This is a genomic window from Halohasta sp. A2 (assembly GCF_056175805.1).
In genome coordinates, this window is the sequence record NZ_JAQFWV010000046.1 from 1 (window position 1) to 25,725 (window position 25,725).

Genomic DNA, 25,725 nt, shown 5'->3' on the forward strand with positions numbered 1-25,725 from the left:
AGATCCAGATCGCTACAACCGGTTCTTCAATGAGATTCTGTGTGAATCACTCCACGAGAAGATTCACTGTACCGCCTCGGTTGAGGCTACTGGAGGTGAAGTCTAAACGGTTCTGAGACGCGACCAACAATTTGTCTTGATTGCGGCAAATTCGAGACAAAGTCCCGCCTCTCAGAGTTGTTCCCAAATCGATTTCCGACTCATATTTATTTAAGTTGGGGCGGACGTTATAACCGTAACAATACCGCCGCCGACAACTGCGAGTCCGCCAAGCCCGAAACAGATGAGCCAGAACGGCAACCGTTCGACGATCCGCATCAAGGCATCGATCGTGAGATACCCAACAACAGCACTTGCAATAGTTGCTCCAATGGCGGCCGAAAAACTAATCCCTGGAATTCCACCAGCACCGACAACAGTCAGTGCTGCGGCTCCGATGCTCGCAGGGATTGATAACAGAAATGACAACCGAAACGCTACTGGCGGATCATAGCTCCGGAACAACAACGCGCTTGTCGTAATTCCTGACCGCGAGATTCCAGGCAGAATCGCAATTCCCTGTAAGGCACCGACGAGACAGGAATCAAAAAATGCCGGCACTTCTCGATATCCCATTCCAACGGATTCCGAGACTAATTGAAGAATGCCTGTGAGAATTAATAACACACCAATCAGCGATACAAACAGCCCCCCAGTCAGTTCGCTTGCGAAATCGACGGCAAAAATGTATAACGGGATACCGACCACCCCTGTCACCAGACTAGCAATGAAAATAAACGAAACAAGCGCATTGTCATTTCCAAACGCTTCGTGTGGCCGCCACGCAGGGACCGCACCCAATGCAGTTGTGATATCGTCTCTGTAGTAACTTGCCGCCGAGATCGTCGTTCCGATCTGCAAAAACAATGCCAGTTGAAGTGCCATATCTGGTGAGGTTCCGACCGATGTCAAGAACAACGCGAGGTTGCCCTGACTCGAGACGGGGAGCCACTCAACAATCCCCTGAATAACCCCTGCTAGGATAGCGATGAGAAAGTCCGTTGAACTCACTGACAGACTATTTTGATGTTATGTTGTAATACGTGTCGGTTCTGTCAATCAGTCATTTTCACAGTCACTCTGCGGGTTGCATGTCATTTAATTGTCGAAGACGACCAACAAGTCGATCAAACAGATACCAGAGTGCAACTCCAAGGCCAGCACCGAGCATGTTCACATAAATATCGGTAAAACTGAATGTTCGTGTCGGAAGGTTCAGTTGGACGACCTCCACTGCAGCGCCGCAACAGACAGTGACTACAAAAACGGTGAAGAGAACTTGAGATGGTGGGAGTGTGATCGTGTGACATCCTCCTCGCCGTAAACGGCGAGGCTTCCCACGCATGGGGAATACCAGTTAGTCGTCGCTGGCAGAGGGTTTCGACTCTTCGTAGGCCGTGAGCGTCATCTGCGCTGGTACGCTCTTCTCACGGTGAGTCGTGGCGGTGTCACAACCGCTCCCATCCCGAGGCGAGTCATCGCGTCCAGCCTTGTCAAGCGGGACGCTCTCTCCCCACGGGTTGATCCGTCGTGCGATATTCGCGGAAGCGTTGATGTCGGCCTGAAACGTCGAAACGTGGCAAGCGTCGTTCGGACACCGGAACTCGGCTTGGGAGCCCCGCCGACCGATGTGGTGGCACGAGTGGCACGTCTGCGACGTGTACGCCGGATTCACGTACTCGACCGGGATACCTGCCTCCATCGCCTTGTCCTCGATGCGTCCTTGGAGTCGGGCGAATGCCCACGAGTGAAGCCGACGGTTCATGTACTTCCCGTAGTCGAGATGTTCTCGAATGTACGTCAAGTCCTCCATCACTAACACCGGGTTCTCGAACCGTTTGGCGTACTCGACTACCTGCCGAGACGCCTTCTCTACGATATCGGTGAGCGCGTTCTGGTAATGCGAGAAGCGGTCTTCAATCCGCCACTCGGATGCCTCACGCTCTTGGAGTCGTTTCAGGGTCGTGTGCATCTCTTTGCGGAGATGCTTCGCTCTGCTTCCGCTACACACGAACGGGTCAGTCGGAGAACCGTCCTTGAGGGCACAGCCCGTGATCAGGGCGGTTTCTCCGATGTCTAAGCCGATGTGCGTGGCGTCACCGTCTGTCGCTGGTTCTTCGACTGGGTACTCGACGGAGACGTGTAGTACCCAGTTCTTTTGATGCTGCTGAAGCCGTATCTCACCCGCCTTCGCATCCTCCGATACGAGGTCGTGCCAGAGGTCTTCCTGTTCGGGGTTGATTCGGAGCGGTATCCAGAAGTTCGTCCCTCGGCCCGCCCGTGGAACCCACCACGTAAACTCGTAGTCGCGGTCTTCAGAGTGGTCAAACTTCCCAGCTTGGTTGGTGAGCCGTATCGGGTGTTCGTCGTCTAACTCCTTGGCGTTGTACGTCTTGCGGAGTTTCGGGACGTAGTTGCAGAGGGCAGCTTTGGCCTGATACGGCAGCTCGTAGGGCGTCACGATGTCGCTCACGGCCGACATGGTACTTGCCCCGGCGTCGAACGCCTCTTGCAGACCGTCACGGTAGGTTTCGAGTAAGTCGTTCAGTTTGGCCTGCTTGTGAGCGGTAGGGGGCGCGAACGTCGCCTGCAACGTTTTGGTGACAGTCGTAGACATCGCTACTGATCCTCCATGTACTGCATTAGTACGTCGATGCTCACCTGTCCGGTAGTAGCGAGAAAGTATCCGGGTTGCCAAAACGCCTTGTCGAGTGCCTGCCGAACTTCGGGATTCTCATCACGGATTTTGCGAGACGTGACGCCCTTGAGTGAGTTGATGAACTTGGTGAGGTCAGTCGTTGGCTTCGCAGTGAACAGGATGTGAACGTGGTCGCTCCCGCCGTTGACGTTCTGGATGTTCACGCCGAAGTCCTCAGAGATGTCGCTGGCAATCTCACCGACCCGTTCGGCTATCTCGTCGGTGAGAAGGTCTGCGCTGTACTTCGTGACGGTCACGAAGTGATATTGGAGCGCGTAGACCGTGTGCGACCCGGTTTCGAGGTTGTACTTCATTTGGCCGTACTAATTTTTACGCACCCAATTCGAATAAAAGTTCGCAGTCGTGGGGTATTCGGCCTGCAACTGACTGTGATTTGTATAGGATTTGTCGGCTTCACGCCCGGCGTAAACGCCGGGATTCTCGCCTTGAAGAAAGATAGCTTGCATACGCAAAAACGATTGCAAGGCCCATATATCCCACTACGTGGAGCCACATTGAGTACGGGAATACACCAAACGGGCCGTGTGAGACCGAACCAGTCCCTGGGGCTGGAACGATCGAATAATAAAATAATCGTATGTGTTTACCCCGAAGTCTCAACAGCCGGTACAGCGTGAGCTCGTGAGATCATCTTATTGCTGCTGACAACTCGACGAAGTTCCTCGTAGGGATTGCGTCCCTGCTGGCGCCACGTCGCCAGCAGGGACAAGACTGTCTCATGAACGAACATTCCTCGGTCATTACGGAGTGTTCCGATGATTTTCCGGAGAACGACTGGTTCACGAAGTGCGTTCTCAGCCGCATTATTCGTCGGGGAGACCGCTGGCTCACCGACGAAGGTGAGCCAGTGGTCGAGCCCACCTTTGATCTTCCCGAGCAGTGTTGCCACTGATTTGGCGGTTACTGACCGCTCAACGAGCGATCTGAGCCCGTTCTGACATGCTCGATGCATCTGTGCTCGTTCACGTGGACTTGGGTCGGTCTCCAGCCACGACTGGAGACCGACGAACATCTGCTTGAGATGCCGGTACACCGGTTCTGCCTCCTCGTGGTCACTAGCAACGTCTTCAGCTTCTCGGAGAAGATGTGCCCAGCACCGCTGGAGGTTACTACTGAACGCCGGATATGCCGTCCACCCATCACAAATGACCGTTCCCGCGAAGTCCTCGCCGAGGACTTCTGCGGGAACATCACTCCCACGACTCTCTCTGACTGCGTACAACGTGTGCTGGCTTGTCCGAAACGTCCAGATCCATGCCTGCTCACCGTCGCGTTTGACGCCTGTTTCGTCGATGTGAACTACGTCAGCATCTTGTATCTCTTGTCGGAGCTGCTCGTACTCGCAGCGACCGGCGCGCGCTGCGCGCTCGGTCGCGTGCCACGCGGACGCGCCTGACAAATCCAGTCCGTGTAGTTGCTCAAAGCGGTCAGCGATCTTCCGGTAGGGAAGGCGATGATCGTACCGAGACAGTGCTGCTTGGGCGATGACGTTCACCCCGAACTGCCCCTCATCGGGGCAGTCGGGGTGAGTCGCAACCGTCTCCGTACCACAGGAGTCACAGTGGTAGCAGTGACGGTTGTACTGGGTGATTTCTGGTGGCTGTGGATCCGGAATCTCCTCGACGAGTCGGGGGCTGACGCCCACCGACTCGTCGAAGTGTTCGCCACACTCTGGGCAGCAGTTACAGGTGACCTCTACTTCTTCGTCAGGATCAGGTGCCGACCGCCACTCTGGGTCGTGTCCTGGTTTTCGTCCCGGTGTACCGCCGTCTGTACGTGGTTGTTCGTCGTCCTCGTCCCCGCTGGACGAGGACGACTCTCCATCGTCCGATTGATCCTTGCTCGGTGGCGTATGCGGTCCCTCGTACCACCGAAGCTTAGCTCTCAGCCGTTTGTTCTCTTTTCGAAGCTGCTTGTTTTCTTCACGGAGCTTCTCATTCTCTTGCTCAAGCGCAACTAGCCGCTTGAGGATTTCCTCCTTGGAAGGCTCGGAAGAGGTCATTAACAGGCGAGACGGGATGGTCTCCTGCTTGGAGACCATCCCTCAGGAGTGTGTTTGCTCGCCTGGTGCATCGGTCTACAGTACCAGTCAGGGTGTTCCTACGAGAGACTGGCGATATCTATCTGGGGGTAAACACATACTCTAATACTTTCAAATGCTCTGTAGTTTCGCTAGACAGCACACCAATTGGCTCAATATCCATCAAAAAGGTTAGCCTAGGGACAGATAGATAGAATCAACTGCAGTCTATCGGTTTGTTCAAAATGATCAAGATATGTAGGCAAATCGAGTTTAAATTCCTGCTTTTTCAACTGAGAAGATGACTTCAAAATAGCCCGAATCGACTGTCGTCTAGCGAAACTACAGAGCCAAAAGATTCAAATAGAGGGTGTCATAGAATACGTCGCATACGAAAGAGCAGGGTTGAGAAGCCGTGTCCAGCAGCACTCAAACCCTGCAAGATGAGCCTTGGATAGACGAGTTCTTTAATCTCGTGGCGGTTGAGACGCTTCCGCTCTTCGAGTACCTCGACTTTGATTTTCTCAGTGAGTATGACGTGTTCGCCCCCACCCGTCGGGGGCGAACACGTGACCATCATCCACCAGAACTGTTCAAAGGCTTGCTTCACTGCTACTACAAGGGTATCTACGGGACACGTCCTGTCGCCAGAGAACTACAGAACACGGCTGTCTGGCTTAGCTGTGGGTTCGATCGACCGCCGTCCAGAGACGCGGTCGATCGGTTCCTCACTGATCTCAACCTCGTTGTTGAAGACGTGTTCAGTCGCCTCGTCGAGCAGGCCGCTACCCGCGGCCTGCTTGACTTAACCTTCCGAATCGACTCAACCGATCTTGAAGCACTCGCGTGGAATGATGATGCTTCGTGGAACTACGATCCAACAGCTGAAGAGTTCTACGACGGCTTTGGTCTCAGCATCGTTTCGGCAGGGCCAAAGATACCAATCGCAGCGGAGTTCACGCAGGCGAAACAAGCCTCAAAAGAGACAGCGATGCGCGTCACACGTGACGCGCTCGCCGTCAAGCATCCAATCTGGTTGCTTGGAGACAGTGCATACGATATCCTTGATTGGCACGACTTCCTGCTGGAAGCAGGAGTCGTGCCGATCGTCCCATACAATCCACGAAACACCAGCGATCCACTCAATATCGACTACCGTGTCGAAGATCGAATCAACGAATTTACCGAGGATGTGATGTTCAAGCGTTCGATTCTTGCTGAGACCTACAAGCGGCGAACACAAGTTGAGCGAACGTTTGGAGCGTGTTCAGACTGCGGCCTCGGGACGCTGCGCGCCCGAGGCAGCGTCCATGCTCGGGTACAAGCATTCCTTGGACTGTGTCTCCGAGTAATAGTTGCAATCACGAACTACGAACAGGGTGAAAATCCAGGGCGGACGAAGCTTGTGGTATGAGATGAATTGTATGACACCCTCTCAAATAAGCAAGGCGAGTGCCCCAGGGTCGTTCGGAAATCGAATATTTCTGAGATCACAAGGATCAAGCATTCTTGAACGACTTGACCTCGAGGGTGAAGCCGACACTAAGATTTAATTGATACTAGTTCATATAAAAAGATACAGCCAGAAAACCTCAAAGACAAATTAAAGATCTTAATACAATGCTGACTGTGGAAGCTTGGAAGTGCGACTCCTCTCAAAATCCGCTGTTGGCGGTGTCGCTCGAAAGACGAAGTCTTTCGCGATCACGAAAATCGGAGATTTTCGGACGACGACTGGTGTTGTCGGGCGAGGTGGAGCCGCCGACCCTCACGGACGTATTGAGCGTTCGGGTGTTACTTCCAGCCGACCCACTCAGGGAGGTCGAAGGGTATTCAATTCGCCTGCGGCAACGATACAAGCCTAAATGGTGAAGCCTCAGGGTCTCACAAATCGCCCCGCGATTTGCTGGATACGGGAAATCTGTGACCTCCCTTGACTTGTCCCCGAGGTACTTCATGTCCACCTACCCAACGAAATGAATCAGATTGCTCTTGAACTACCTCACGTCGTGCTTGAACCGCTTCTGGCCGTCCACAAAGTACCTTTTCAGGACCCATTTACTGTGGTGAATACAATTGGGTTGATCGCGTTTGCACTGGTTGGTTCATTGAAAGCGATCCGTGAGGAGTTCGATATACTTGATATCACCATTGTTGGACTGGCAATGGCGTTTGCTGGTGGGGTATCCCGCGATGTTCTCGTTGCACGGACTCCATTGGCGCTCCAGTCACCACTCGAAATTATCCTTGGGTTGTCCGGTGTTTGTTTAGCAATCTTGTTGAGCGTTATCCTGTCGTCGCTAGAAACAGACTTAGTGACTCTTGTTGCGGATGCCATCGGGCTTGCCGCGTTTGCGACAGCTGGTGCGATCGTCGCAACTGAGACCGGAGTATCAGCATTTGGGATTGTTTCGGTTGCGACAATTAACGCCGCCGGCGGGGGCGTGGTTGCAAATATTCTGCTTGGTCGCTCACCGTTTATTATCTTCGAGGGTTTTTATGCAATCTGTGCAGTCTTCGGAGGGGCTGCGTACTGGCTCACGGGACTGATCGGGGCAAGTGGGAGTGCTGCTGGTACCTGTGTGGTCGTGACCGTTGGAATGCGACTAACAGCGGTTAGATATGACTGGAATCTTCCGACAGTCGGAGATATATGTTAATATATTTCATACTCCAGAAAAACTATTGAACGACTCAACTCACAAGCATGTAGAAGGAGGGCTTTTATATCTGTTTTGTCGCACCGCCTGCTTGAAACATTCATAATATAAAAATATATCGATCTGGTGAATCGCTATACAGCTCTTGATTTCACGGTTTCACGGCTCTCTTGATGTTGTGAACGACACATTTCACGACGAGTTCACGAAATTCTCGGTACCAGGTTCGCGCTCGCACGGCGTCGCCGTGCGTGCGCTTGATCGACGAGAAGACGGTCTCACACATCAATCATTGGCGGTAACGAGGGCCATTGACCCGCGCGTTGTGCGCGTGGTCGATGGGTCGGAAGATGCGACGCTTAATCAGCGGTCTCACACCCTCTTTTCGGAGTTTTTCGCGTAAATCATCAGTCATAGCCTTTGTCAGCAGCGAGGCTGTGCAGGTCGCCTGCGTTGCGGCAGGCGACCTGCCAGCCGAGGTGTGTGTCGTGGGTTTTCTCGGTCGTACAGTGAACATCAAGAACGGCTTGGGATTCTGTATCGACGAGAGCGGTCGCTTTGAGTGTTTGAACGCGGTAATTCGTCCGGCGGCAGTAGTGCTTGCTAACGTTTTCGCGGTCGAAAAACGTGGCATCAACCGCAGCGTGACCTGAGAGATCGTGCAGCTCCGACGAGAGTCGGAGCAGCACTCGCCAAAGCTTCATTTTGAACCTATCAAACGCCTTAACTAGCGTAGAGTGATGAGGGAGATCGCCCTCTTCGAGGCCGATCTCGGCGAGAATATGCGGCATTTCGCTCAGCAAATCGAGTGCATTGCGATAGGATTCATCGAGGTAAACCCGCAGACAGTGGAGCGAAACAAGTGCGTAGTCGGCGAAGCCGCCATCCCCTTCAGGGGCGGCGACTTCGCCTTGGTCACCAACAACATTTTTAGCCAACGTGACCGCTTTGCTCGTGAAGCGGGAAATATGCGACATAGGTATCGACAGTCTTCCGCTTCAACTCGTTTGAATTAACGAACGAACCGTCGCCTTCTAGTGATTCACCAGAGCCAATATTTCTTATATAGTACTACTTCCACGGTTTAGCAGAGAGGCGTCTTGAGATCGCTTTAGCGTGTTACGGAGGGCATCTCGCCCAACGTCAGTGCCGTTTTAGCGGTGGTCGGTTCCCAACCTAACTCCACAATGAGGAGTGTCCACTTGGTGACATCCCCTGAGGTTGTCAATCACAATCGACAGATTGCACCGCTATCTAAAGAAAACGTGTTACTTGTTCAGGGTGGACCACACGAATAGAATTGGGCAATAAGAAGTTACTGGGAGACCAACACTACTCCAATAATTGCGAACGCTATTCCGGCGAGTCTTGTTGCCCTGATTTCGTCCCCGAGAATAATCATGCCAATGAAAGCCGCGACGACAAAGTACATCGCACCAAGAGTAGAAATCACTGTCGTTGAGCCTCCCGAAAGGCCAACGTACATCGAAATAAGGCCAATCCCGGTGAATAACCCGGCCGCACCGGCGAGTAGTCCACCTCTTGCAGTAATGACAAGCGATGCGTCTGAAACGAGGACGTACCCGAGTGCAAGGGGTCCTGCAACTAGGTAGGAAATTGCAGCGGCTGTTCTCGGATCAATAGACTCTGACGCAGCGTTTCCTAATACTACCCAAACGCCCCAAGTTACCATTGTAATCGAACCAAAAAATACAGCTGAATCTATTTCAGGTATACTCATTAAAATATATCAAACGCCGGCATTCATAAAGATCCATGATTCATGTAATTGAATTTGTACTTTGTGTAATTGAGTAGTAACACTAGAATTGACAGACGTAAGCGGGATGCCGAGAACCTAGCCGGTTTCGCTGAATAGCGAATATTTATTTATAGCTCAGCATACGACTGTGACAACTTAGCTGACACGATCCCGGCCGCTTAATCGTACTTCGTGCAAGGTTTTGAACAGCTGGTGCCACGCAACAGCGTCAATATCCAGTCTATGACATACTTGCGAGTTTAGTTCGTGAATAGGATTCACTAATCACTTTTAATAAATTATTGCAGGAATTTTCTCTATATCCAATTTTAACACTACCATGTCGTTAATATTATTATTTGTAAGCTAAAACTCATTGCTAATACCTCCCAGCTAACGATGGTTCATCAAATACAAATAGGAATGACGGCTCACTGTCGGACCGTATCAAACAAGTCGCTATCTTTGATATCTATATGGCTATAACAGTAACAGCAGTTATTAAGCACGATCTAATAGCACTTGTTCCAACGCTACAGTTACTCAGTGATATCCAGATCCGAGTTATTTCGCAGGAGAACACAGCACCGGGTGGTACCGAGTTTCCATTTCTCGTAAAATATGATGACCGTACAGAGCTTGAAGCAGGTTTCAACGAAGATCCGACTATCGCTAGCTATTCGCTGATTGATTGGACCGACGGAGCCGGAATTTATTACATTGAGCATACACCAGAAACAAAACTCATTAGTAATGTTGTGACTGATGTTAATGGTTTTCTTGTTCACACTGAGACTAAAGGCGAGGGGTGGTTTGTACGGCTACTCTTACCCAACCGGGAGGCGCTTCAAAATATTTGGGAGTATACGAACAAAAATAATATTACGCTCGATATTATCAAAATATACAGAAACGACGGCGCTGGAACGGACAGTCCCTATGGGCTAACTAGCGAACAGAAGATTGCACTCCAAACGGCTTACGAGGAAGGTTATTTTTCTGAACCACGGGATATCACGCTTGACGGGGTTGCCAGTAAGATGGATCTTTCGTCGACAGCAATGAGTGGCCGACTTCGGCGCGGGATTCGGAACCTCGTTGCAGCAACGATCGCCGAAAGCGAGCCGAAAGATTCGTGATATCTTTTTAAAGGGTGACAAGCAGAATTCCCCGGGTCACCGTACCCGGGGATGAATGCGACAATTGCCCGGCTTAAAAGTAGTGCTAGAAAGTATTACGTTATCGCGTCTACAGCCGATAAACCCACTGAGAGAGCTATTTTTCCAAGAGCAGAATGACTGGGTTGCTTGAGGCAAAAGCGCTCAATCAGTTATGACATCCTCCTCGCCGCAAACAGTAGTTGCCGAACCTAGCTGAGCCTCTTAACGTTGGGCCGCGTTGGTCGAAAGATGGTCGAGACAACTGAGGCAAAACAGGTCTGTCGTGCTGCTTCGACGTTGCTGTTCCCGGAGTTGGATTTCAATGTGAAACAGTGCGGAACAACTCGAACAACACGCCGTTCAGTAGTTTTGAGTTGGTTGTCGAAGTCGTAAGTTGGACTACATCTGCCGATCTTGAATTGATCGGCAATGAAGTCGCTGCAGACTGCGTTGAGCAGCGAGTACAATTTGCTCGTAACGGAGTGGACAGAGTTGACATTCAGTTCAAAAAAGCGGCTACTACCGAACCTGAGCCTCAAAAGTGTGGTCCCTGTCAGTCGTACAACGGATACTCGGTGGTCAGGCCATCGACGCGCTCGCTAACTTCAGCCACGACTCCGTCGTCAGCTGGTGCATCAATGACATCGTATATGAGGTCAGCCACCTCTCGACACGCATCTTCGTCGAGTCCACGTGTCGTTAGTGCTGGTGTTCCAACTCGAATTCCGGATGGATTAAAAGCCGACCGACTCTCACCGGGAACGGTGTTTGCGTTGAGGACGATACCAGCATCTTCCAGTGCTGCTTCGACTTGCTTTCCAGTTGTTTCTGGATGAGACGGACGGAGATCGATTAATACAAGATGGTTATCCGTGCCGTCCGATACGAGCGAGAGACCATGATCCATCAGCCGGGCGCCGAGGGCCTGTGAGTTTGCGACCGTCTGTTTGGCGTACGTCTCGAATGAGGGATCAAGCGCTTCACCGAACCCAACAGCCTTGCCCGCAATACAGTGCATTGCTGGGCCACCTTGTGTCCCGGGAAAGACTGAGGAGTCGATATCGTCGGCGTAGGCGTCCTCACACATAATGATCCCGCCACGCCCGGCGCGGATTGTCTTATGAGTCGAACCAGTAACAAAGTCAGCGATCCCAACCGGTGACTCGTGGACACCAGCAGCGACGAGACCGGTTATATGGGCAATATCTGCGAGGTGGTATGCACCGACAGCATCGGCGGCTTTCTGAATCCGCTCCCACTCGACTTCCCGTGGATAGGCTGAGTACCCCGAGACGATGAGATCAGGCTTGAACGCTTCGGCTGTCTCTTGAAGACCCTCGTAATCGATATAACCGGTTTCGTCGTCGACCTCGTACTGTTCTACGTCATAGATTTGGCCAGCAAAGTTCGCCGGATGACCGTGGCTCAGGTGTCCGCCGTGGGTCAGATTAAGTGAAAGGATCTTGTCATTTGGTTCGAGGACAGCTAGGTAGACCCCCATATTTGCCTGCGAACCCGAATGAGGTTGTACATTAACATGATCTGCACCCCACAATTCAATTGCACGATCGATGGCTAACTGTTCGACGTCGTCAGCGTACTCACATCCTCCGTAGTAACGCCCGCCGGGGTAGCCCTCAGCGTAGTTATTCGTCAGTTCTGAACTCTGAGCTTCCATGACGGCTTCGGAAACATGGTTCTCACTTGCGATCATCGCCAGGGTATCATTTTGCCGCGTGCGCTCGCCTTCAAGCGCCGTAGCAACATCTGGATCGGTCTCACGGACGGTTTCGTACGTCATATCCGACCTATGAACCAGAGTGTCAATAACATCTCCGTTGACATAACATGTTAAGAAAGATATCGGATGTGGAAGCGGACGATACAGAGCGTTTGCTCAAGCATACCGCGTCGCCACGACTCGGTGTCCGGAGTTTGATTGGACGTGTAAATACGAATGCCGCTGGTCCTATACTCCTCGTCACCGACGTATGGAGAGAGCGTGCCGATGAGGGTCTCTGGCTCATAGGTGCCCCGACAACTGACGAGTTAGCGAATAAAGCTCAGTATCCCAGTCGTCTTCCGGAGGAATTTAATCAAATCACCGACACCGGCCTTCTGAGATATACATAAGCCGCTTGCAGTTCATCAAACTTGAGACTCCGATTTCAACCGGTAGTTCCACACCCCGATAGTGTATCTCAATGATCCATTTGAGTATCGTCTCTGGATCATATCAAAGCTGTATTACAGAGAATCAAGGAGAAAGCCTCGCGCTTCACAGTAGTTGCCGAACCTAACTGGGACTCTTGCGGCTGGACTGCATTTCTCAAAAATGGTCCAGACGACTGAAACAAAACAGGTCTGTCGTGCTGCTTCGACGCTAGTGTATCCGGAATTGAAATTCGGTGTCAAGCAGTGTCGGTAGTTCCCATCGCTCCTGATTGCTGACTCGATTTCTAGAGCAAAACAAACCCGAACAGAGCGACCGATTCAGTGAGTCGAACAGAGACGGCGATCTCACTCCGGTGAGAGCGCCGTCAGTCCAGACAAGACGCGAAGCCGTCGCTCATTCACGAGGTGGCCTCTGGACGCGGGCAAGCTCAGCCCGCGTCCAGCTGGCTGTAGGTCGCTGGGATGCCAATACCGTTAGTCGGCGCTTCCCACTTCCGGCCCAACGTGTCGTTGAGAGCGTGATCTCGTCAGTTTTGGCTATTCGCTGACTCGATGGGAACTACCGACTTTCTGTTCGTTGTCGCGTTGTACAATTTGTGGGTGCTTGCAAACATCCTTGTTGCTGGTACGATCCGGCTAGAGAAACCACCGATTTCAACGCGGATCTTTCGTCGGCTCATTTTCACAGACTATGGCTAAGTGTAGCTTCAAGCGTAGTCTCACTAGTTTCTCGACTCAACTGGATAGAGCTGGCGTAGTTTGATACGAGCGTCATCAGTGGTGAATTGCCAGTCAATAGGCCGATCAACCGAATTGTGAAGATGCTGCCACGCAGCGACCTCCGCTCGGAGGGTCGCTGCGTCATAGATGCGCCGATCAAGACACTGACGTTTGAGGATGCCAATCGAAATTTCGGCCATGTTCAGCCAGCTGCCTCGCTTCGGAGTATAGTGGAACTCGAATCGATCAAGATACGCTTTCGCTTGCTCTGGTGGGAAAAAGTCATAGAAAGCAGCCGGTTTGTGCGTATTGAGTTGATCCATCACAACCCGGATGCAATCCGCATCCGGGTAGTGAACATCCGCCAGTTCGACCATGCGGTCGATCCATTCGGTCGTCCGCCGTCGCTCCGTAACTTCGACGGCTACCCAGCTACTCAACGGTTCGGTGGTGATGTGGAGCCGCTGTTTCCCGTTGCGTTCGTAACGGTGATCGACACGAGCGACCGCTCCCGGTTCGGCCGGGAGCGGATCGCGCTCATGCCCACGAAGTGCCTTACTGGATTCGTCAAAACAGATGACTGGACGTGTTTCGTCGTATGGTTCGTGGTACAGAGCGAGGACATCTTCCATGTAGTAGACAAAGCCAGCGTCCTGTTCTGGTGGAATTTCCCAGTAGCTAGAGAGATGCGGTTTCAGGACGTTTTTTTAGACGTTCTCGGACGGTTTCGTGAGAGATCGACTCGAAGTCGATCTCGTCAAGCATAACGAGTTCATCAGCGAGAAGGTGGAGAGTCCAGCGAGAGTGTCCTTCTGGTGGTTCGCTACAGGCGAGTTTGATCAGTCGGGCTTCGGCATCGCCATCGAGTTTGCGTTCATATTCGCGGTCGGGCTTGCGGCGATGAATCGCCGCGAGCCCTCGCTGGCAGTAGTTTTTGCGTGCGTTGTAGGGTGTTCCGATTGAACAGCCGACGTGCTCACAGATTTCAGCATCTGTGAGCCCGTTGTCAGCCTTCAGGAGTATACGTGCCCGGGTGATGTCCTCGGCTTTGTGCTCACCGGTCGAAATGAACCATTCGAGCGTCCTCCGCTCCTCATCAGAGAGATCAACAACGTGCTGCTTTCGTCCCATTCGTATAGATACGTGCTTAGAGAGCTTAAGCTAGCGAGACTACGCTTGAAGCTACACTAAGCTAGTCGTTCACTTCGACCGGGAGACCGGTTAGTGAGCGTCTTCTGGAGAGATATCGCTCGGGAACGCCGTCGGAGTAGTGTTCGCTCACTCTCTTTGAGCAGCTACTGCTGAGAGGAGAGTCGCACTCGCTGTGATTCCCAAGCAAACAGTGTCGTGAGTCTCTCGACGAAAATTTGATTCGGCAACTACTGTTCAGCACGAAGAGGATATAAATACGCCGTGCGAGCGCTGGGCTGGTATCAGCGGTTCCGTGAAATTGTCTTGATGTTCGCTATCATCAACATAGAATCACTGTGTGAGCCGATGTAACTGTGACTCAATATCTGTTTAACAGAGCAGAATACTGTAGTGTGATTACATACTGCTTGATTCACGCTGCCGAATACGGCTTGCGATCGTATCGTGAGATATCGGCTCCTCATCGGGATTGTATGAAACTGGCCGTGAAACTAGATCCAACAGATTGAGTTCCTTCAGCATGTCACTCGTCTCCTGTCGATTCAGTTTGAGGTGATTCATTACTTCATAGACCGTCATTGAATTGGCCACAGCATCTACAATGTCTGCTATCTGGATCCCGTTAGGAAGTCCGATACCATCTGTCGCGAGTTTCTCGCCGACGATCGAGGAGTGAGATGCCGCTAGATCGATTTTGTCCTGTGTTTGGGGCTGTTCGGTCTGGGTATCCTCTTGAGTTTGGGGCTGTTCGGTCTGGGTATCCTCTTGAGTTTGGGGCTGTTCGGTCTGGGTATCCTCTTGAGTTTGGGGCTGTTCGGTCTGGGTATCCTCTTGAGTTTGGGACTGAGTGCTTTCGCTGTCTTCTAAACAGTCCGAAACTGATGGGGTCGTTTCATAGCTATGTGGCTCGTGTACGTTCGCTTGGATCATGTATCGACGGACTGTCTCAGAGGAAACATCCATCGCTATTTGCTCACTCATTTCAGTGAAATTGTTACAAAGACTGTATAGCTTCTGAAGATAATCAACATCATCATATGGTGGAATAGAGGTGTCGCGAGCCGTACGTAGTACCTCATCGACCGAATCATGTTCGTCTGTGATTGGGGCTTCATTTTTTTCTTCAGTCGATGCAGTCTTCTTATCGAGTTGATCGCTCGACCTGATGGACTTAGCGGAACTCAAGTCAGCGCTTGGGCTGTCAGTGACTGTCGGCATTCTATCCGGTGATCCAGACGGGTTAATCGTGAACGCGGCAGTGAAAAGTAGCCCGTCGTCAGTAACGCAAATATCTGTTTTATCTGTAGAGAGTGCTGCCTCGGCAGTTTCAGGCGACTCAAAGAGCGACGACGCGCTAAACTCTATCTGCAGTCCGTTGTCTTCAGTTAATGCTGCCGATTCTGGAGACAGACCCTGTCCAAGGTCGGTGGCCGAACCGGAACACAGTGCCAAGGGAATCTCGATTAGAACAGCCAACTGATCTCCGTTCTCGCCTGTGGGTGTCGCATTAACATGCCGGATTGACCGTCCATGCGACTCGTAGTGATCAACGATTCTAGAAAGAATATCGAATGAGGTTTGTAGACCCATACTATTGAATCTTTGTAGCACAATATGTACAATAACAATGCATGGGGAATATTAAACCCATTCAAGTGATACCATTGTCAAAATATTCTAGTAGGCTTTGCCCAATTCGGTATATTCGAGTGTTCTGAGATCACTTGTCCGCAACCGGCGTTGCGATACTGGCGAGACGTTCACCAGCAATAGTGATCGGCTCGCGAACGATAGAATATACAACGCCACCTTGGTGGGCTGTTACTTGCTGGCGGCGATCGAACGTTGATGGCGAGTAGATCGTTCCTAGTTCGTCGCCCGGGTCGACGACGTCGCCGACGTTGATCTCGGGACGCGCCTCGAACAATCCTGATGACGCTGCCCGAACCGGTTGCTCCTCACTCCGGAGGACGATCTGATCCGTTGAGTAGTCCGGATCGGACTGAAGGCAGCCGAGGAATCGAAGCACATTTCGGGCGCCGTCAACACCTGCTTCGACCACTGGGTGGCTCATGATTCGACTGTTCGCTAATTCTACAGTTATAACCGGAATTCCTGCGCGCGACACAGCGCTTCGGAACATCCCCCTGAACTCCTCGTCGACTGGTGTTTTGTCCTGGTCAATGAGCTGGTAGCTCATATCGAACGCCGTCGCGATCTCTTGAGCTGCGGCGTCGCCATCCTGATACCGGACGTGAGGGAGCATATCCGCCGTTCCAGTGTGGAGGTCGACCGCTGCATCGGCATCGCTCACTAGTCCCCAAAGAGCGGCTGCCAAGCGTTCTTGGAACCCGCCATCGCCGTCGCCCGGCCAGACACGATTCAAATTCGGATCCAACATGTCGTAGGCGGTAGGAGTCATATACTGACGGTGATCGAACGCAAGTGGATTCGCAACTGGAACAAGAATGACCGTTCCTGCCATTTCACTCCCGAGCAGAAACTTGTGTAGTCGACGGAGCACGGCCGGTCCGTTGAGTTCAATACCATGTTGTGCAGCCTGAAGATAGACGGTCGGTCCGTTTCCGCCTATATACCGGTGGACGGTCACAGTAAGATCTTCCCCAGAGGGACGGCTGTCGAGACGCAGTTTGGAGATAGTATGCCTAACGGAATTGTATTCCATACCTCAGCCCCGTAACGAAGCGATAAAAAAAGTCAGTTCGAATAACGTGAAACTCAAAGTGACAAGTAGAGAAAAAATTGAAAACACGAGTAAAATAGGCGATAGCTATTTGTATCCGTCAAAATCACGTTGCATCTAGATACATGGAGACAACCGAGAGCTTGCCAACCGAAGCAGACACTGTCATTGTCGGTGCTGGCATCGTTGGCTGTAACATCGCATACCAGTTGACCAAACTTGGCCGATCTGACGTAGTCGTCGTTGACCAAGGGCCAATGCCGACGACGGGCGGGTCGTCGACACACGCACCTGGGATTATGTTCCAAACAGCAGAGCCGAAAGTTCTCAGCCAGTTCGCTGATTACAGTCGCCGGCTGTACTCTAACCTCGAGGGAGCCGACGGCGAACAAGCCTACAACGAGGTCGGCGGGATCGAGGTCGCCCGCAGCGAAGACCGAATGGATTTCCTTCAGCGCCGCGTCGAATACGCCAAAGCTTGGGGGATCGAAGATCCACAGCTCCTTTCGCCTGAGGAGGTCGCTGACCGTCTTCCGCTAGTTGATCCCGATCAGATTCGCGGGGGCTACTACTCGCCAACCGACGGCCAGGTGTCGGGTGTCGTCGCCTGCGACGCACTTGCCAGAGAAGCGATGGATCAGGGAGCTCAGTTCGTTCCCCACACCAGAACCGAGGACGTTGAAAACGAAGACGGCGAAATCAAGTCTGTCGTCACGGAGCGGGGAAAAATAGAGTGCAATGATGTCGTCGTCGCTACGAACATCTGGGCCCGGCAACTTGGAGAAAAACTCGATGTAAATCTGCCAGTCGCGCCGGTCGAGCACCAATACACGATGACCGAATCGCTCGAGGAACTGGCCGACAACGCAGTCGATATCACCACACATCCGCTTTTCGAAAACTACGAAAACATCTCCGGTGAGAAAGCAACACGGCTACTCGTCGGCCCTGATCGACCGGTCCTGCGTGATCAGGACAACGCGATGTATTATCGGACACACGGTGACTCGTACGGCATTGGCTCGTACAATCACGAGCCGATCGTGCCCAATCCACAGGAACTCAGCGGAAACGACCCGGACGGTGAACAGGGATCGGTCCACGAGTTCACTGACTATCACATGGAGAATGCAACCCATCCGGATCGACCTGACAAATCCCCACGACAGGCGAGCGATGAACTCCTCCCGTCGACAGCTGGTGAAGAACTTGAGTACAAGTACAACGGGATGTTTGCGGAGTCGCCGAACGGCCTCCCAGTGATGGGGCCAGTCGAAGAGTATGACGGTCTCTGGACGGCAGCAGCGATATGGGTCACTCATGCTGGTGGCGCAGGGAAAGCTCTTGCCGAGTGGATGGAAAACGGCGTTCCACAACTCCCATCAGGTCCAATTGACCTCGCAGACTGCGATGTCAACCGGTTTGACGATCACGAGGGGAGTTGGGACTTCACCCGTGATATCGGTGGCGAGGAATACCGGATCGTCTACAATATCATGCATCCAAAATGGGTTTGGACGGACAAACAGCGAGATATTCGGCGGACGCCGATGTACCACACTCACAAAGAACATAACGCGGAACTATGGGCGGAAGCCGGCTGGGAGGAACCACACTGGTTTGATTCCAACTCAGACCTCCTGGCGGAATACAGCGACCAGATTCCAACGCGTGAAGGATGGGAAGCTAAATACTGGTCGCCGATAGAGGGTGCAGAGGCTTTGCACGTACGCAAAAATGTGGGTCTGCACGATATGACCTCGTTCAACAAGATGGAAGTCATCGGGAGTGATGCCGATGAATTCATCCAGCACCTTTGTACGAACAATATGGACATCGACGTCGGCGATGTAAAATACACATTAATGTGTAACGAGGCAGGGGGTGTCCGTGCCGACATCACTGTTACTCGGACTGACAAGGATCGATATCTCCTCCTGACGACCGGTCGAGAGGTTGGAAACAACCACGTCGCCTGGGTTCGTGAACAATCTCCTGACGACGTCGTCGTCAATGATGTCACCTCGAGCCTCGCCGCGATGGTCTGTACTGGTCCGGAGGCCCGAAATGTGCTCTCGAAGGTCACTGATGTCGATCTCTCGGATGACGCCTTTCCCTTCTTTACGAGTCAAGAGTGTTACGTGCAGAACATTCCAGTCACAGCCCTGCGTGTCTCTTATGCCGGTGAACTCGGTTGGGAACTGTATACGCCCTCTGAGTACGGCGAACGCCTCTGGGAACACCTCATCGAAGCTGGCGAGGAGTACGAGATCCGTCCGTACGGAAATGGTGCACTCGATTCGCTGCGCATCGAAAAAGGGTTCCGACTATGGGGAGAAGATCTCCACACTGAACACAACCCATATGAGGCTGGACTCGGTTGGGCTGTCGATTTAGAGACAGACTTCATCGGTAAGCAAGCGGTTGCCTCTGCGGCTGCCGGTGACAATATCGAACACAAGATTGCTTGTCTAACTCTTGATGATCCGGAAGCGGTCGTTCTTGACGACCGACCAGTGCTCGACGGCAGCGAGACAATCGGGTACGTCCATAGCGCCGAGTACGGCTACACGGAAGGGGCGTGTGTCGTCTACAGCTATCTACCACCGGCTTACGCTGAGCCCGGAACGGAGGTAGAGATTCTGTACGAGGGCGAACGGTACGCCGCGACTGTCCGGTCAGAACCACTGGTATCCTAGTGGTCGGACGAGGTACCACACTACATCGCTACTGTTACCATCCGACATTGATCGGATAAGCTAAAACCCAAATTTCATCACCAGTAAACTAGAATCCCTGTCATTTTGTGGTTTGATTGCAAGCGTGTTTTTAGCCATTATTTTCAACAGTAAAAAAATTCATAAGGCTGTTTTAAGCCTTCTAAAGGCTTTTTCCACCAGTGCCGTTTCCCCCACCGATGTATTTAATACCGTGACAAAACCAGCACGATGTGACATATGAGCACGGAAACACTCCCTTCTCAAGCGGAGACTGTCATCATCGGAGCCGGTGCGGTCGGCTGCAGTGTTGCGTATCACCTGACTGAACTGGGTGCAGACGACGTTGCCGTCATCGATCAAGGGCCGCTTCCGGTCACGGGCGGTTCGTCGGTACACGCCCCAGGAATCATATTCCAGACCTCGCCGTCAAAGATACAGACGAAGACTGCCCACTATACAAGCCGACTGCTTTCCGACGCCGGTGTGTATGATGAGGTCGGTGGAATCGAACTCGCCCGAAGTCAAGAACGCATGGATTTCCTTCGCCGACGAGTAGAGTGGGCAACCTCGTACGGCCTGCCCGAACCACAATTACTCTCCCCAGAAGAAGTTACCAACCACTTTCCATTAGTTAACGAAGACGAAATCCTCGGCGGCTATTACTCACCGACCGATGGCCGCGTCAACGGAATTGAGGCACTTCAGTGGTATATGGAAAACTCAACTGCAGCCTTTTACGGTGATACCGAGGTCACGGATTTGGATGTCGAAGGTGGCGAAATCAACGGTGTCGTGACTAATAAGGGTCGAATCGACTGCGAGCGATGCGTTATCGCAACCAACAACTGGGGGTATCAAACGGGGCAACTCGCGGGAATTGATCTTCCGATCGCTCCAGTTGAACACCAGTATGTCGTCACCGAACCGATAGACGAACTCGCTGATGTTGAAACATCCGTTGGCGACAATACGACCGGACTCGAGGTGCCAGGCGACCGCTCTATTGCCGAGTACATGAGCGAAGGTCCACACCGTCCTGTTGGCCGCGATCAGGATTACTCGCTGTACTTCCGGACTCACGGCAATGCGCTCGGGTTGGGATCATACAACCACGAGTCGCTCTCGGTCAATCCTGAGTCAATGGGGCAAAACTCCGAGAAACGTCAGGCGTCAGTCCGCGGCTTTAGCAGAGAACACTGGGAGCGACCAACACACCGCAACAGAGACAAGGCCGCCAAACAGGCCTTCGACGAGTTGCTCCCGACGACCAAAGACGTCGCGTATGAAGCCACGGAGAACGGCATCTTCGTCTTCACCCCGGACGGGATGCCGGCCGTAGGCGAGACCAGAGAGGTCGACGGACTCTGGACAGGACTTGCGATCTGGTGGACTCACTCCGGTGGCTATGGACGGATCCTCGCCGAATGGATGGAACACGGCGTTCCGCGGCTTCCCTCGGGGCCCGTCGATACCGGTGGAATCCATGTTCGACGGTTCGAGCCCCACGCTGGTGAGAAAGACTACTTCATCGACCGCGGGGCAAAACGCTACGAGCAGGTGTATTGCATCGTCGAACCGCACTGGCAGCCCGACAATCACCGACCCCTTCGGACGAGTCCATTCTACGATCACGAGAAAGAACTCGGCGCAGAATTCCATCAAAACGGCGGCTGGGAGTCGCCTCACTGGTACAAATCGAACGAAGACCTTGTGGACCGGTACGCGGAGCAAATCCCCGATCAAGAGGGATGGCAATCGATCAACCGCTCGCCAATCGAGGGCGCAGAACAGCTTCATACACGCGAAAATGTGTCGATGTTCGACATGAGTTCGTTTAGCTCAATCATGATTAAAGGAGTTGGCAGTACTGAGTTCCTACAATCAGTTTGTAGCAACAATATGGAGATTGCTGTCGGGCAGGTTCGCTACTCGTTGTTGCTGAACGAGGGCGGTGGCATTCTCGCAGACGTTACTGTCGTCCGCCTTGGAGACGAGGAGTATATGCTCACAACCGGTGGGGGCAACTCGCCGGGGATCCATGGTGGTTGGCTTGAAGATCACGCGCCTGAGACGGTCTCTGTTCACGTCGAAGAGGGTGCAAAGTCAACAATCGGTCTCTGGGGGCCGAAGTCACGGCTTCTATTACAGCGGTGTACCGATACTGACGTGACCAACGACGGTTTCCCGTATTTCCGAGCCAAACAGATGTACGTCGGCGACGTGCCGGTTATTGCCCTCCGCGTCTCGTACGTTGGCGAACTCGGCTGGGAACTGTGGACGCCGACGGAGTACGGCCGGCGACTCTGGGAGACCCTTTGGGAAGCCGGACAGGATTTGGCTGTCCGGCCAATGGGTGGCGGCGCACTCAACTCGATGCGCTTGGAGAAAGGGTTCCGACTGTGGGGCACTGACATCGATACAGACGCAAATCCCTTCGAGGCTGGACTCTCGTTTGCGGTCGATATGGACACCGACTTTGTCGGGAAAGAGGCTCTCGAGACGGCTCGTAAAGAGGGCATCGACAGCCGAATTACCCCGCTCACCCTCGACAATTCAACTGATATCATGTTAACAGGTCGCCCAGTGGTCGACGGTGATGAGGCGCTCGGCTACGTCCAAGCGGCCGACTACGGGTATAACATCCAGGAGTCGATCGCCTACACGTATGTCCCGAGTGAGTACGCCAAAGCCGGAACGTCAGTTCAAATCCTGTGTGAGGGTGAAGTCTATGATGCGACAGTTCGTGACGAACCGCTGTTCGATCCCGGCCGAAACAAACTGCTGAAATAATCGACCAAGTTTTCCTGGCTGTCAGGCTTCCGTCCCAGGCTTGCACTGGCAACGACTGCTCTGTCGTCCTCAGACGAGTGATCGTGCAACCCGTCTTTTAATACCAAACACTGTGACAGTTTACGCATGCCAGAGCAGAACGGAGTGAATCTTGCAGCCGAAGAACCCTATGTAACGTCGTTCGATGCAACGATTCAATCGATCGAGGGATGCGACGTGGTGATAGATCGAACACACTTCTATGCCGAAGCGGGTGGACAACCAGCCGATCGAGGAACACTCGGTGGTGTGGAAGTGAATGATGTCCAGAAACGCGGGAGAGAGACCGTCCATAGACTCGCCCACAAACCAGCAGCTGAGCCGGGCGACGCAATCGCAGGTTCGATCGATGAATCGTTTCGAACGTACACGATGCGTGCACACACCGCGAGTCACGTCGTCTACGGTGCCGGACGAAAACTGTTCGATGCTCAGGGGTACGGAGGGTTCGATATCGGCGATGATAGAATTCGAATCGACTTCGAAACGACTGGGACAACCGATAGGGTAGACCCGATTACCATCGAACAGATAGCAAACGAGGCTGTTTGGGACAGCAGATCTATTGACTGGTACGAGATGGATATAAAACAGGCCCGTTCAGACGACAAAATCGCGATCAATCTAGACGACGCTGAATTGGCTGACACTGTCCGTATCGTCGAGATAGATGATTGGGACATTTCTGCGTGTGGTGGCACACATGTAGCGAACACGGCTGAGATCGGCCTCATAACTGTTCTTGAGGTCTCGAATCCGGGTGAGGATCTCTTCCGGGTTGAGTTCACTGTCGGGCCCCCTGCGATTCAGCAACGAGTCGACGAGCAGCGTGCCGCCAGCCGTGCCGCACGAACACTCGATACGAGCGTCGAGAATCTCGCTCAACGCGTTGAGGGACTCGTTGAGGATAACAAGACAGTTCGAACCGAATGTGAAGAGCTCACCCAGCAACTGCTCGATGCGCGTCTGGCAGCACTCGCTGAGAACACATACACACGAAACGGCAACGAGTGGCTCGTCGGTACCATCGAGAACGTCGGCCCGAACGACGTGGCAGATCACATCCGCCCGGTCGACACAGAGATGGCCGACGTGTTCTTGCTGGCCGGAACCAACGGCTCAACGTTCGTCGTTGTTGGAACAGCTGGGACGCAAGACGCGACAGATATCCTAATAGACGTTACCAATGAGTTTGGCGGCGGTGGGGGCGGACAGCCAACGCTCGCACAGGGTGGCGGACTCGATGCTGACCCACAAACAGTTGTCGAGTACATAATCGAGTCGTGAGTGAGATACTGTTGCGACATTGTCACTGACACACATTTCCAGTTAACTATCTATCACACTGTGGAATAACAGAATTGATCCGCCAGCCATGAGCACATATCATAACAATACTATCAGATAGGCGAACATTATTACGATGCTTCGGTGAATCGAAATGCGAGATGGCTTCGGAAAACGAGACACAGGAACCACTGCCGACGGATTACGACATTGCACAATCAACAGACATGGAGCCGATTTGGGAGTTGGTCGAGCCGTGGGGGCTTGGCCTCGACGATCTCCAGTATTTCGGCGAATACACGGCAAAAGTCAAACATCACGCGATCGAGCGTCTGCGGAATCAGTCAGCGGACAACGCCCAAAATCTGGTACTGGTAACCGGAATGACGCCGACGCCGAAAGGAGAAGGCAAGACCGTAACGACGGTCGGACTCGGCCAGACACTCAATCATATCGGTGAAGACGCGATGATCGCGATCCGCGAGCCGTCGCTCGGCCCTGTTTTCGGGGTCAAAGGCGGCGCGGCCGGTGGCGGCCAGTCACAAGTCCTCCCGATGGAAGACATCAATCTTCATTTTACCGGTGATATCCATGCACTGACCTCGGCGCATAATCTCATTGCGGCGATGTTAGACGCCAAAATTTCCCAGAGTGACGAACTCGAGATAGACATCAACAACGTCGCCTGGCCACGTGCAATCGATATGAATGATCGGGCGCTCCGAGAGACAGTCGTTGGCCTTGGCGGGAAAACCGGGGGAACACCTCGCGAAGACAGCTTCCTCCTCACTGCCGCCTCAGAGCTGATGGCAGTTCTCTGTCTTGCCAGCGACCTCGAGGATCTAAAAGCACGCATTAGCCGGATCATCGTCGCCTACGATGATAACGATGAGCCGGTTACAGTCGACGACATTGAGGCCACCGGCCCAGCGACGATGCTGCTCCGAGACACACTCAAACCGAACGTCGTCCAGACGATTGAAGGAACGCCCGCGTTTATTCACGGCGGCCCGTTCGCAAACATTGCTCACGGAACCAACTCATTGATGGCTAATAAGACTGCATTTGGGATGGGTGATTACCTTGTCACCGAAGCCGGCTTTGGCTCCGACCTCGGGGCAGAGAAATTCATGGACGTCGTCTGCCGAATGGGCGATATGACGCCGAATGCAGTCGTTCTTGTCGCCTCTATACGTGCTCTCAAGTACCACGGGCTGGATCAGTGGCCAGTCGACTACGACAAAATCGAGGATGCTAGTGTCGGGGCAATTGAGGCTGGCTTCGATAACCTCGATAAGCACGCCCGCAACCTCCAGAAGTTCGGTGTCTCGGTTGTGGTCTCTGTCAATCGCTTCCCCGAAGACACCGACGAGGAGATACAGACTGTCCTTGATCACTGCCGAAACGACCTAAACATACGTGCCTCCGAGTCGAACGTCTTTGCCGAGGGGAGCGAAGGTGGCGTTGACCTCGCAGAGAACGTTGTCAGTGCAGTCGAAACAAGCAATGAGGAGGATTTCGAGATGCTCTACGACAACGAGGACTCGATCAAAACAAAGATCCACACAGTTGCAACGGAGATCTACGGCGCAGACGATGTCAAGTATACTGGTAGCGCACTCGATGATATCGAGAAAATGAACGACTTTGGGAGCCTGTCTAAGAATTCCACACCACCCGACACCTGATATCGGCCGAAGACACCGCTGCACAAATTGACAAACCGATTCAGTAGTGTTGTCGAAAAGAAAATCGAGTTCAGCTACCTAGCGATCGCG

The 25,725-nt window shown here is 52.8% G+C and carries 18 protein-coding genes and 2 pseudogenes; 8 read left to right on the forward strand and 12 right to left on the reverse strand.

Translation table 11 applies throughout. The features are described 5' to 3' along the window. Window positions 1–210: 210 nt before the first annotated feature. From O2S87_RS12655 to tnpC, 5 genes are all read right to left on the reverse strand, one after another. The gene (locus tag O2S87_RS12655; protein WP_475409152.1) at window positions 211–1,050 is read right to left on the reverse strand and encodes an undecaprenyl-diphosphate phosphatase; all 840 of its coding nucleotides are present in this window, start codon (window positions 1,048–1,050) and stop codon (window positions 211–213) included. A 64-nt stretch (window positions 1,051–1,114) separates the two neighbouring features. Next, window positions 1,115–1,384: a VanZ family protein gene (locus tag O2S87_RS12660; protein ID WP_475409153.1), complete on the reverse strand. Its 270-nt coding sequence runs from the start codon at window positions 1,382–1,384 to the stop codon at window positions 1,115–1,117. A gap of 12 nt (window positions 1,385–1,396) precedes the next feature. Continuing rightward, window positions 1,397–2,656 (reverse strand): RNA-guided endonuclease TnpB family protein, encoded by a 1,260-nt coding sequence (locus O2S87_RS12665; RefSeq protein ID WP_475409154.1) that lies wholly within the window; start codon window positions 2,654–2,656, stop codon window positions 1,397–1,399. A 2-nt stretch (window positions 2,657–2,658) separates the two neighbouring features. Continuing rightward, window positions 2,659–3,051, reverse strand: coding sequence for an IS200/IS605 family transposase (gene tnpA, locus O2S87_RS12670; RefSeq protein ID WP_475409155.1), 393 nt, complete (start codon window positions 3,049–3,051; stop codon window positions 2,659–2,661). A gap of 290 nt (window positions 3,052–3,341) precedes the next feature. Continuing rightward, window positions 3,342–4,799, reverse strand: a complete 1,458-nt coding sequence (gene tnpC, locus O2S87_RS12675; RefSeq protein ID WP_475409156.1) for an IS66 family transposase — start codon at window positions 4,797–4,799, stop codon at window positions 3,342–3,344. A 394-nt stretch (window positions 4,800–5,193) separates the two neighbouring features. Between tnpC and O2S87_RS12680 the strand changes: the two genes are divergently transcribed. Next, a complete protein-coding gene (locus O2S87_RS12680; protein ID WP_475409157.1) occupies window positions 5,194–6,192 on the forward strand; it encodes a transposase in 999 nt (332 codons plus the stop codon). A 595-nt stretch (window positions 6,193–6,787) separates the two neighbouring features. Further along, window positions 6,788–7,438, forward strand: coding sequence for a trimeric intracellular cation channel family protein (locus O2S87_RS12685; RefSeq protein WP_475409158.1), 651 nt, complete (start codon window positions 6,788–6,790; stop codon window positions 7,436–7,438). Between the two features lie 151 nt (window positions 7,439–7,589). Here the strand turns inward: O2S87_RS12685 and O2S87_RS12690 are convergent. Together O2S87_RS12690 and O2S87_RS12695 are read right to left on the reverse strand one after the other, a co-directional pair. Beyond that, a pseudogene (locus O2S87_RS12690) lies at window positions 7,590–8,415 on the reverse strand (IS5 family transposase). 338 nt (window positions 8,416–8,753) lie between these two features. Beyond that, window positions 8,754–9,179, reverse strand: a complete 426-nt coding sequence (locus O2S87_RS12695) for an EamA family transporter (protein ID WP_475409159.1) — start codon at window positions 9,177–9,179, stop codon at window positions 8,754–8,756. 497 nt (window positions 9,180–9,676) lie between these two features. Between O2S87_RS12695 and O2S87_RS12700 the strand changes: the two genes are divergently transcribed. Next, entirely contained in the window at window positions 9,677–10,339 is a 663-nt protein-coding gene (locus tag O2S87_RS12700; protein ID WP_475409160.1) for a helix-turn-helix domain-containing protein, read from the forward strand. Between the two features lie 574 nt (window positions 10,340–10,913). Here O2S87_RS12700 and glyA read toward each other — a convergent pair. The 3 genes from glyA to O2S87_RS12715 form a co-directional block, all read right to left on the reverse strand. After that, the gene (gene glyA, locus O2S87_RS12705) at window positions 10,914–12,161 is read right to left on the reverse strand and encodes a serine hydroxymethyltransferase (RefSeq protein ID WP_475409161.1); all 1,248 of its coding nucleotides are present in this window, start codon (window positions 12,159–12,161) and stop codon (window positions 10,914–10,916) included. A gap of 1,096 nt (window positions 12,162–13,257) precedes the next feature. Next, the gene (locus O2S87_RS12710) at window positions 13,258–13,953 is read right to left on the reverse strand and encodes an IS630 family transposase (RefSeq protein WP_475409169.1); all 696 of its coding nucleotides are present in this window, start codon (window positions 13,951–13,953) and stop codon (window positions 13,258–13,260) included. Further along, a complete protein-coding gene (locus O2S87_RS12715) occupies window positions 13,934–14,386 on the reverse strand; it encodes a helix-turn-helix domain-containing protein (protein WP_475409162.1) in 453 nt (150 codons plus the stop codon). The genes O2S87_RS12710 and O2S87_RS12715 overlap by 20 nt, the downstream gene beginning before the upstream one ends. Before the next feature lie 273 nt (window positions 14,387–14,659). On the opposite strand from O2S87_RS12715, the pseudogene O2S87_RS12720 reads away from it, so the two are divergent. Beyond that, window positions 14,660–14,758 (forward strand): annotated as a pseudogene (locus O2S87_RS12720) (IS5/IS1182 family transposase); the annotation flags it as partial. 45 nt (window positions 14,759–14,803) lie between these two features. On the opposite strand, the gene O2S87_RS12725 reads toward O2S87_RS12720, so the two are convergent. Together O2S87_RS12725 and O2S87_RS12730 are read right to left on the reverse strand one after the other, a co-directional pair. Then, complete coding sequence (locus O2S87_RS12725; protein ID WP_475409163.1) at window positions 14,804–15,997, reverse strand: DUF8073 domain-containing protein; 1,194 nt, start codon at window positions 15,995–15,997, stop codon at window positions 14,804–14,806. 130 nt (window positions 15,998–16,127) lie between these two features. Continuing rightward, entirely contained in the window at window positions 16,128–17,093 is a 966-nt protein-coding gene (locus O2S87_RS12730) for a succinylglutamate desuccinylase/aspartoacylase family protein (protein ID WP_475409164.1), read from the reverse strand. 143 nt (window positions 17,094–17,236) lie between these two features. Between O2S87_RS12730 and O2S87_RS12735 the strand changes: the two genes are divergently transcribed. The 4 genes from O2S87_RS12735 (at window position 17,237) to O2S87_RS12750 (ending at window position 25,635) form a co-directional block, all read left to right on the forward strand. Beyond that, window positions 17,237–19,810, forward strand: a complete 2,574-nt coding sequence (locus O2S87_RS12735; RefSeq protein ID WP_475409165.1) for a GcvT family protein — start codon at window positions 17,237–17,239, stop codon at window positions 19,808–19,810. Between the two features lie 258 nt (window positions 19,811–20,068). Further along, a complete protein-coding gene (locus O2S87_RS12740) occupies window positions 20,069–22,621 on the forward strand; it encodes a GcvT family protein (protein ID WP_475409166.1) in 2,553 nt (850 codons plus the stop codon). A 126-nt stretch (window positions 22,622–22,747) separates the two neighbouring features. Beyond that, complete coding sequence (locus O2S87_RS12745) at window positions 22,748–23,947, forward strand: alanyl-tRNA editing protein (protein WP_475409167.1); 1,200 nt, start codon at window positions 22,748–22,750, stop codon at window positions 23,945–23,947. Between the two features lie 161 nt (window positions 23,948–24,108). Further along, complete coding sequence (locus tag O2S87_RS12750; protein ID WP_475409168.1) at window positions 24,109–25,635, forward strand: formate--tetrahydrofolate ligase; 1,527 nt, start codon at window positions 24,109–24,111, stop codon at window positions 25,633–25,635. Window positions 25,636–25,725 lie beyond the last annotated feature (90 nt).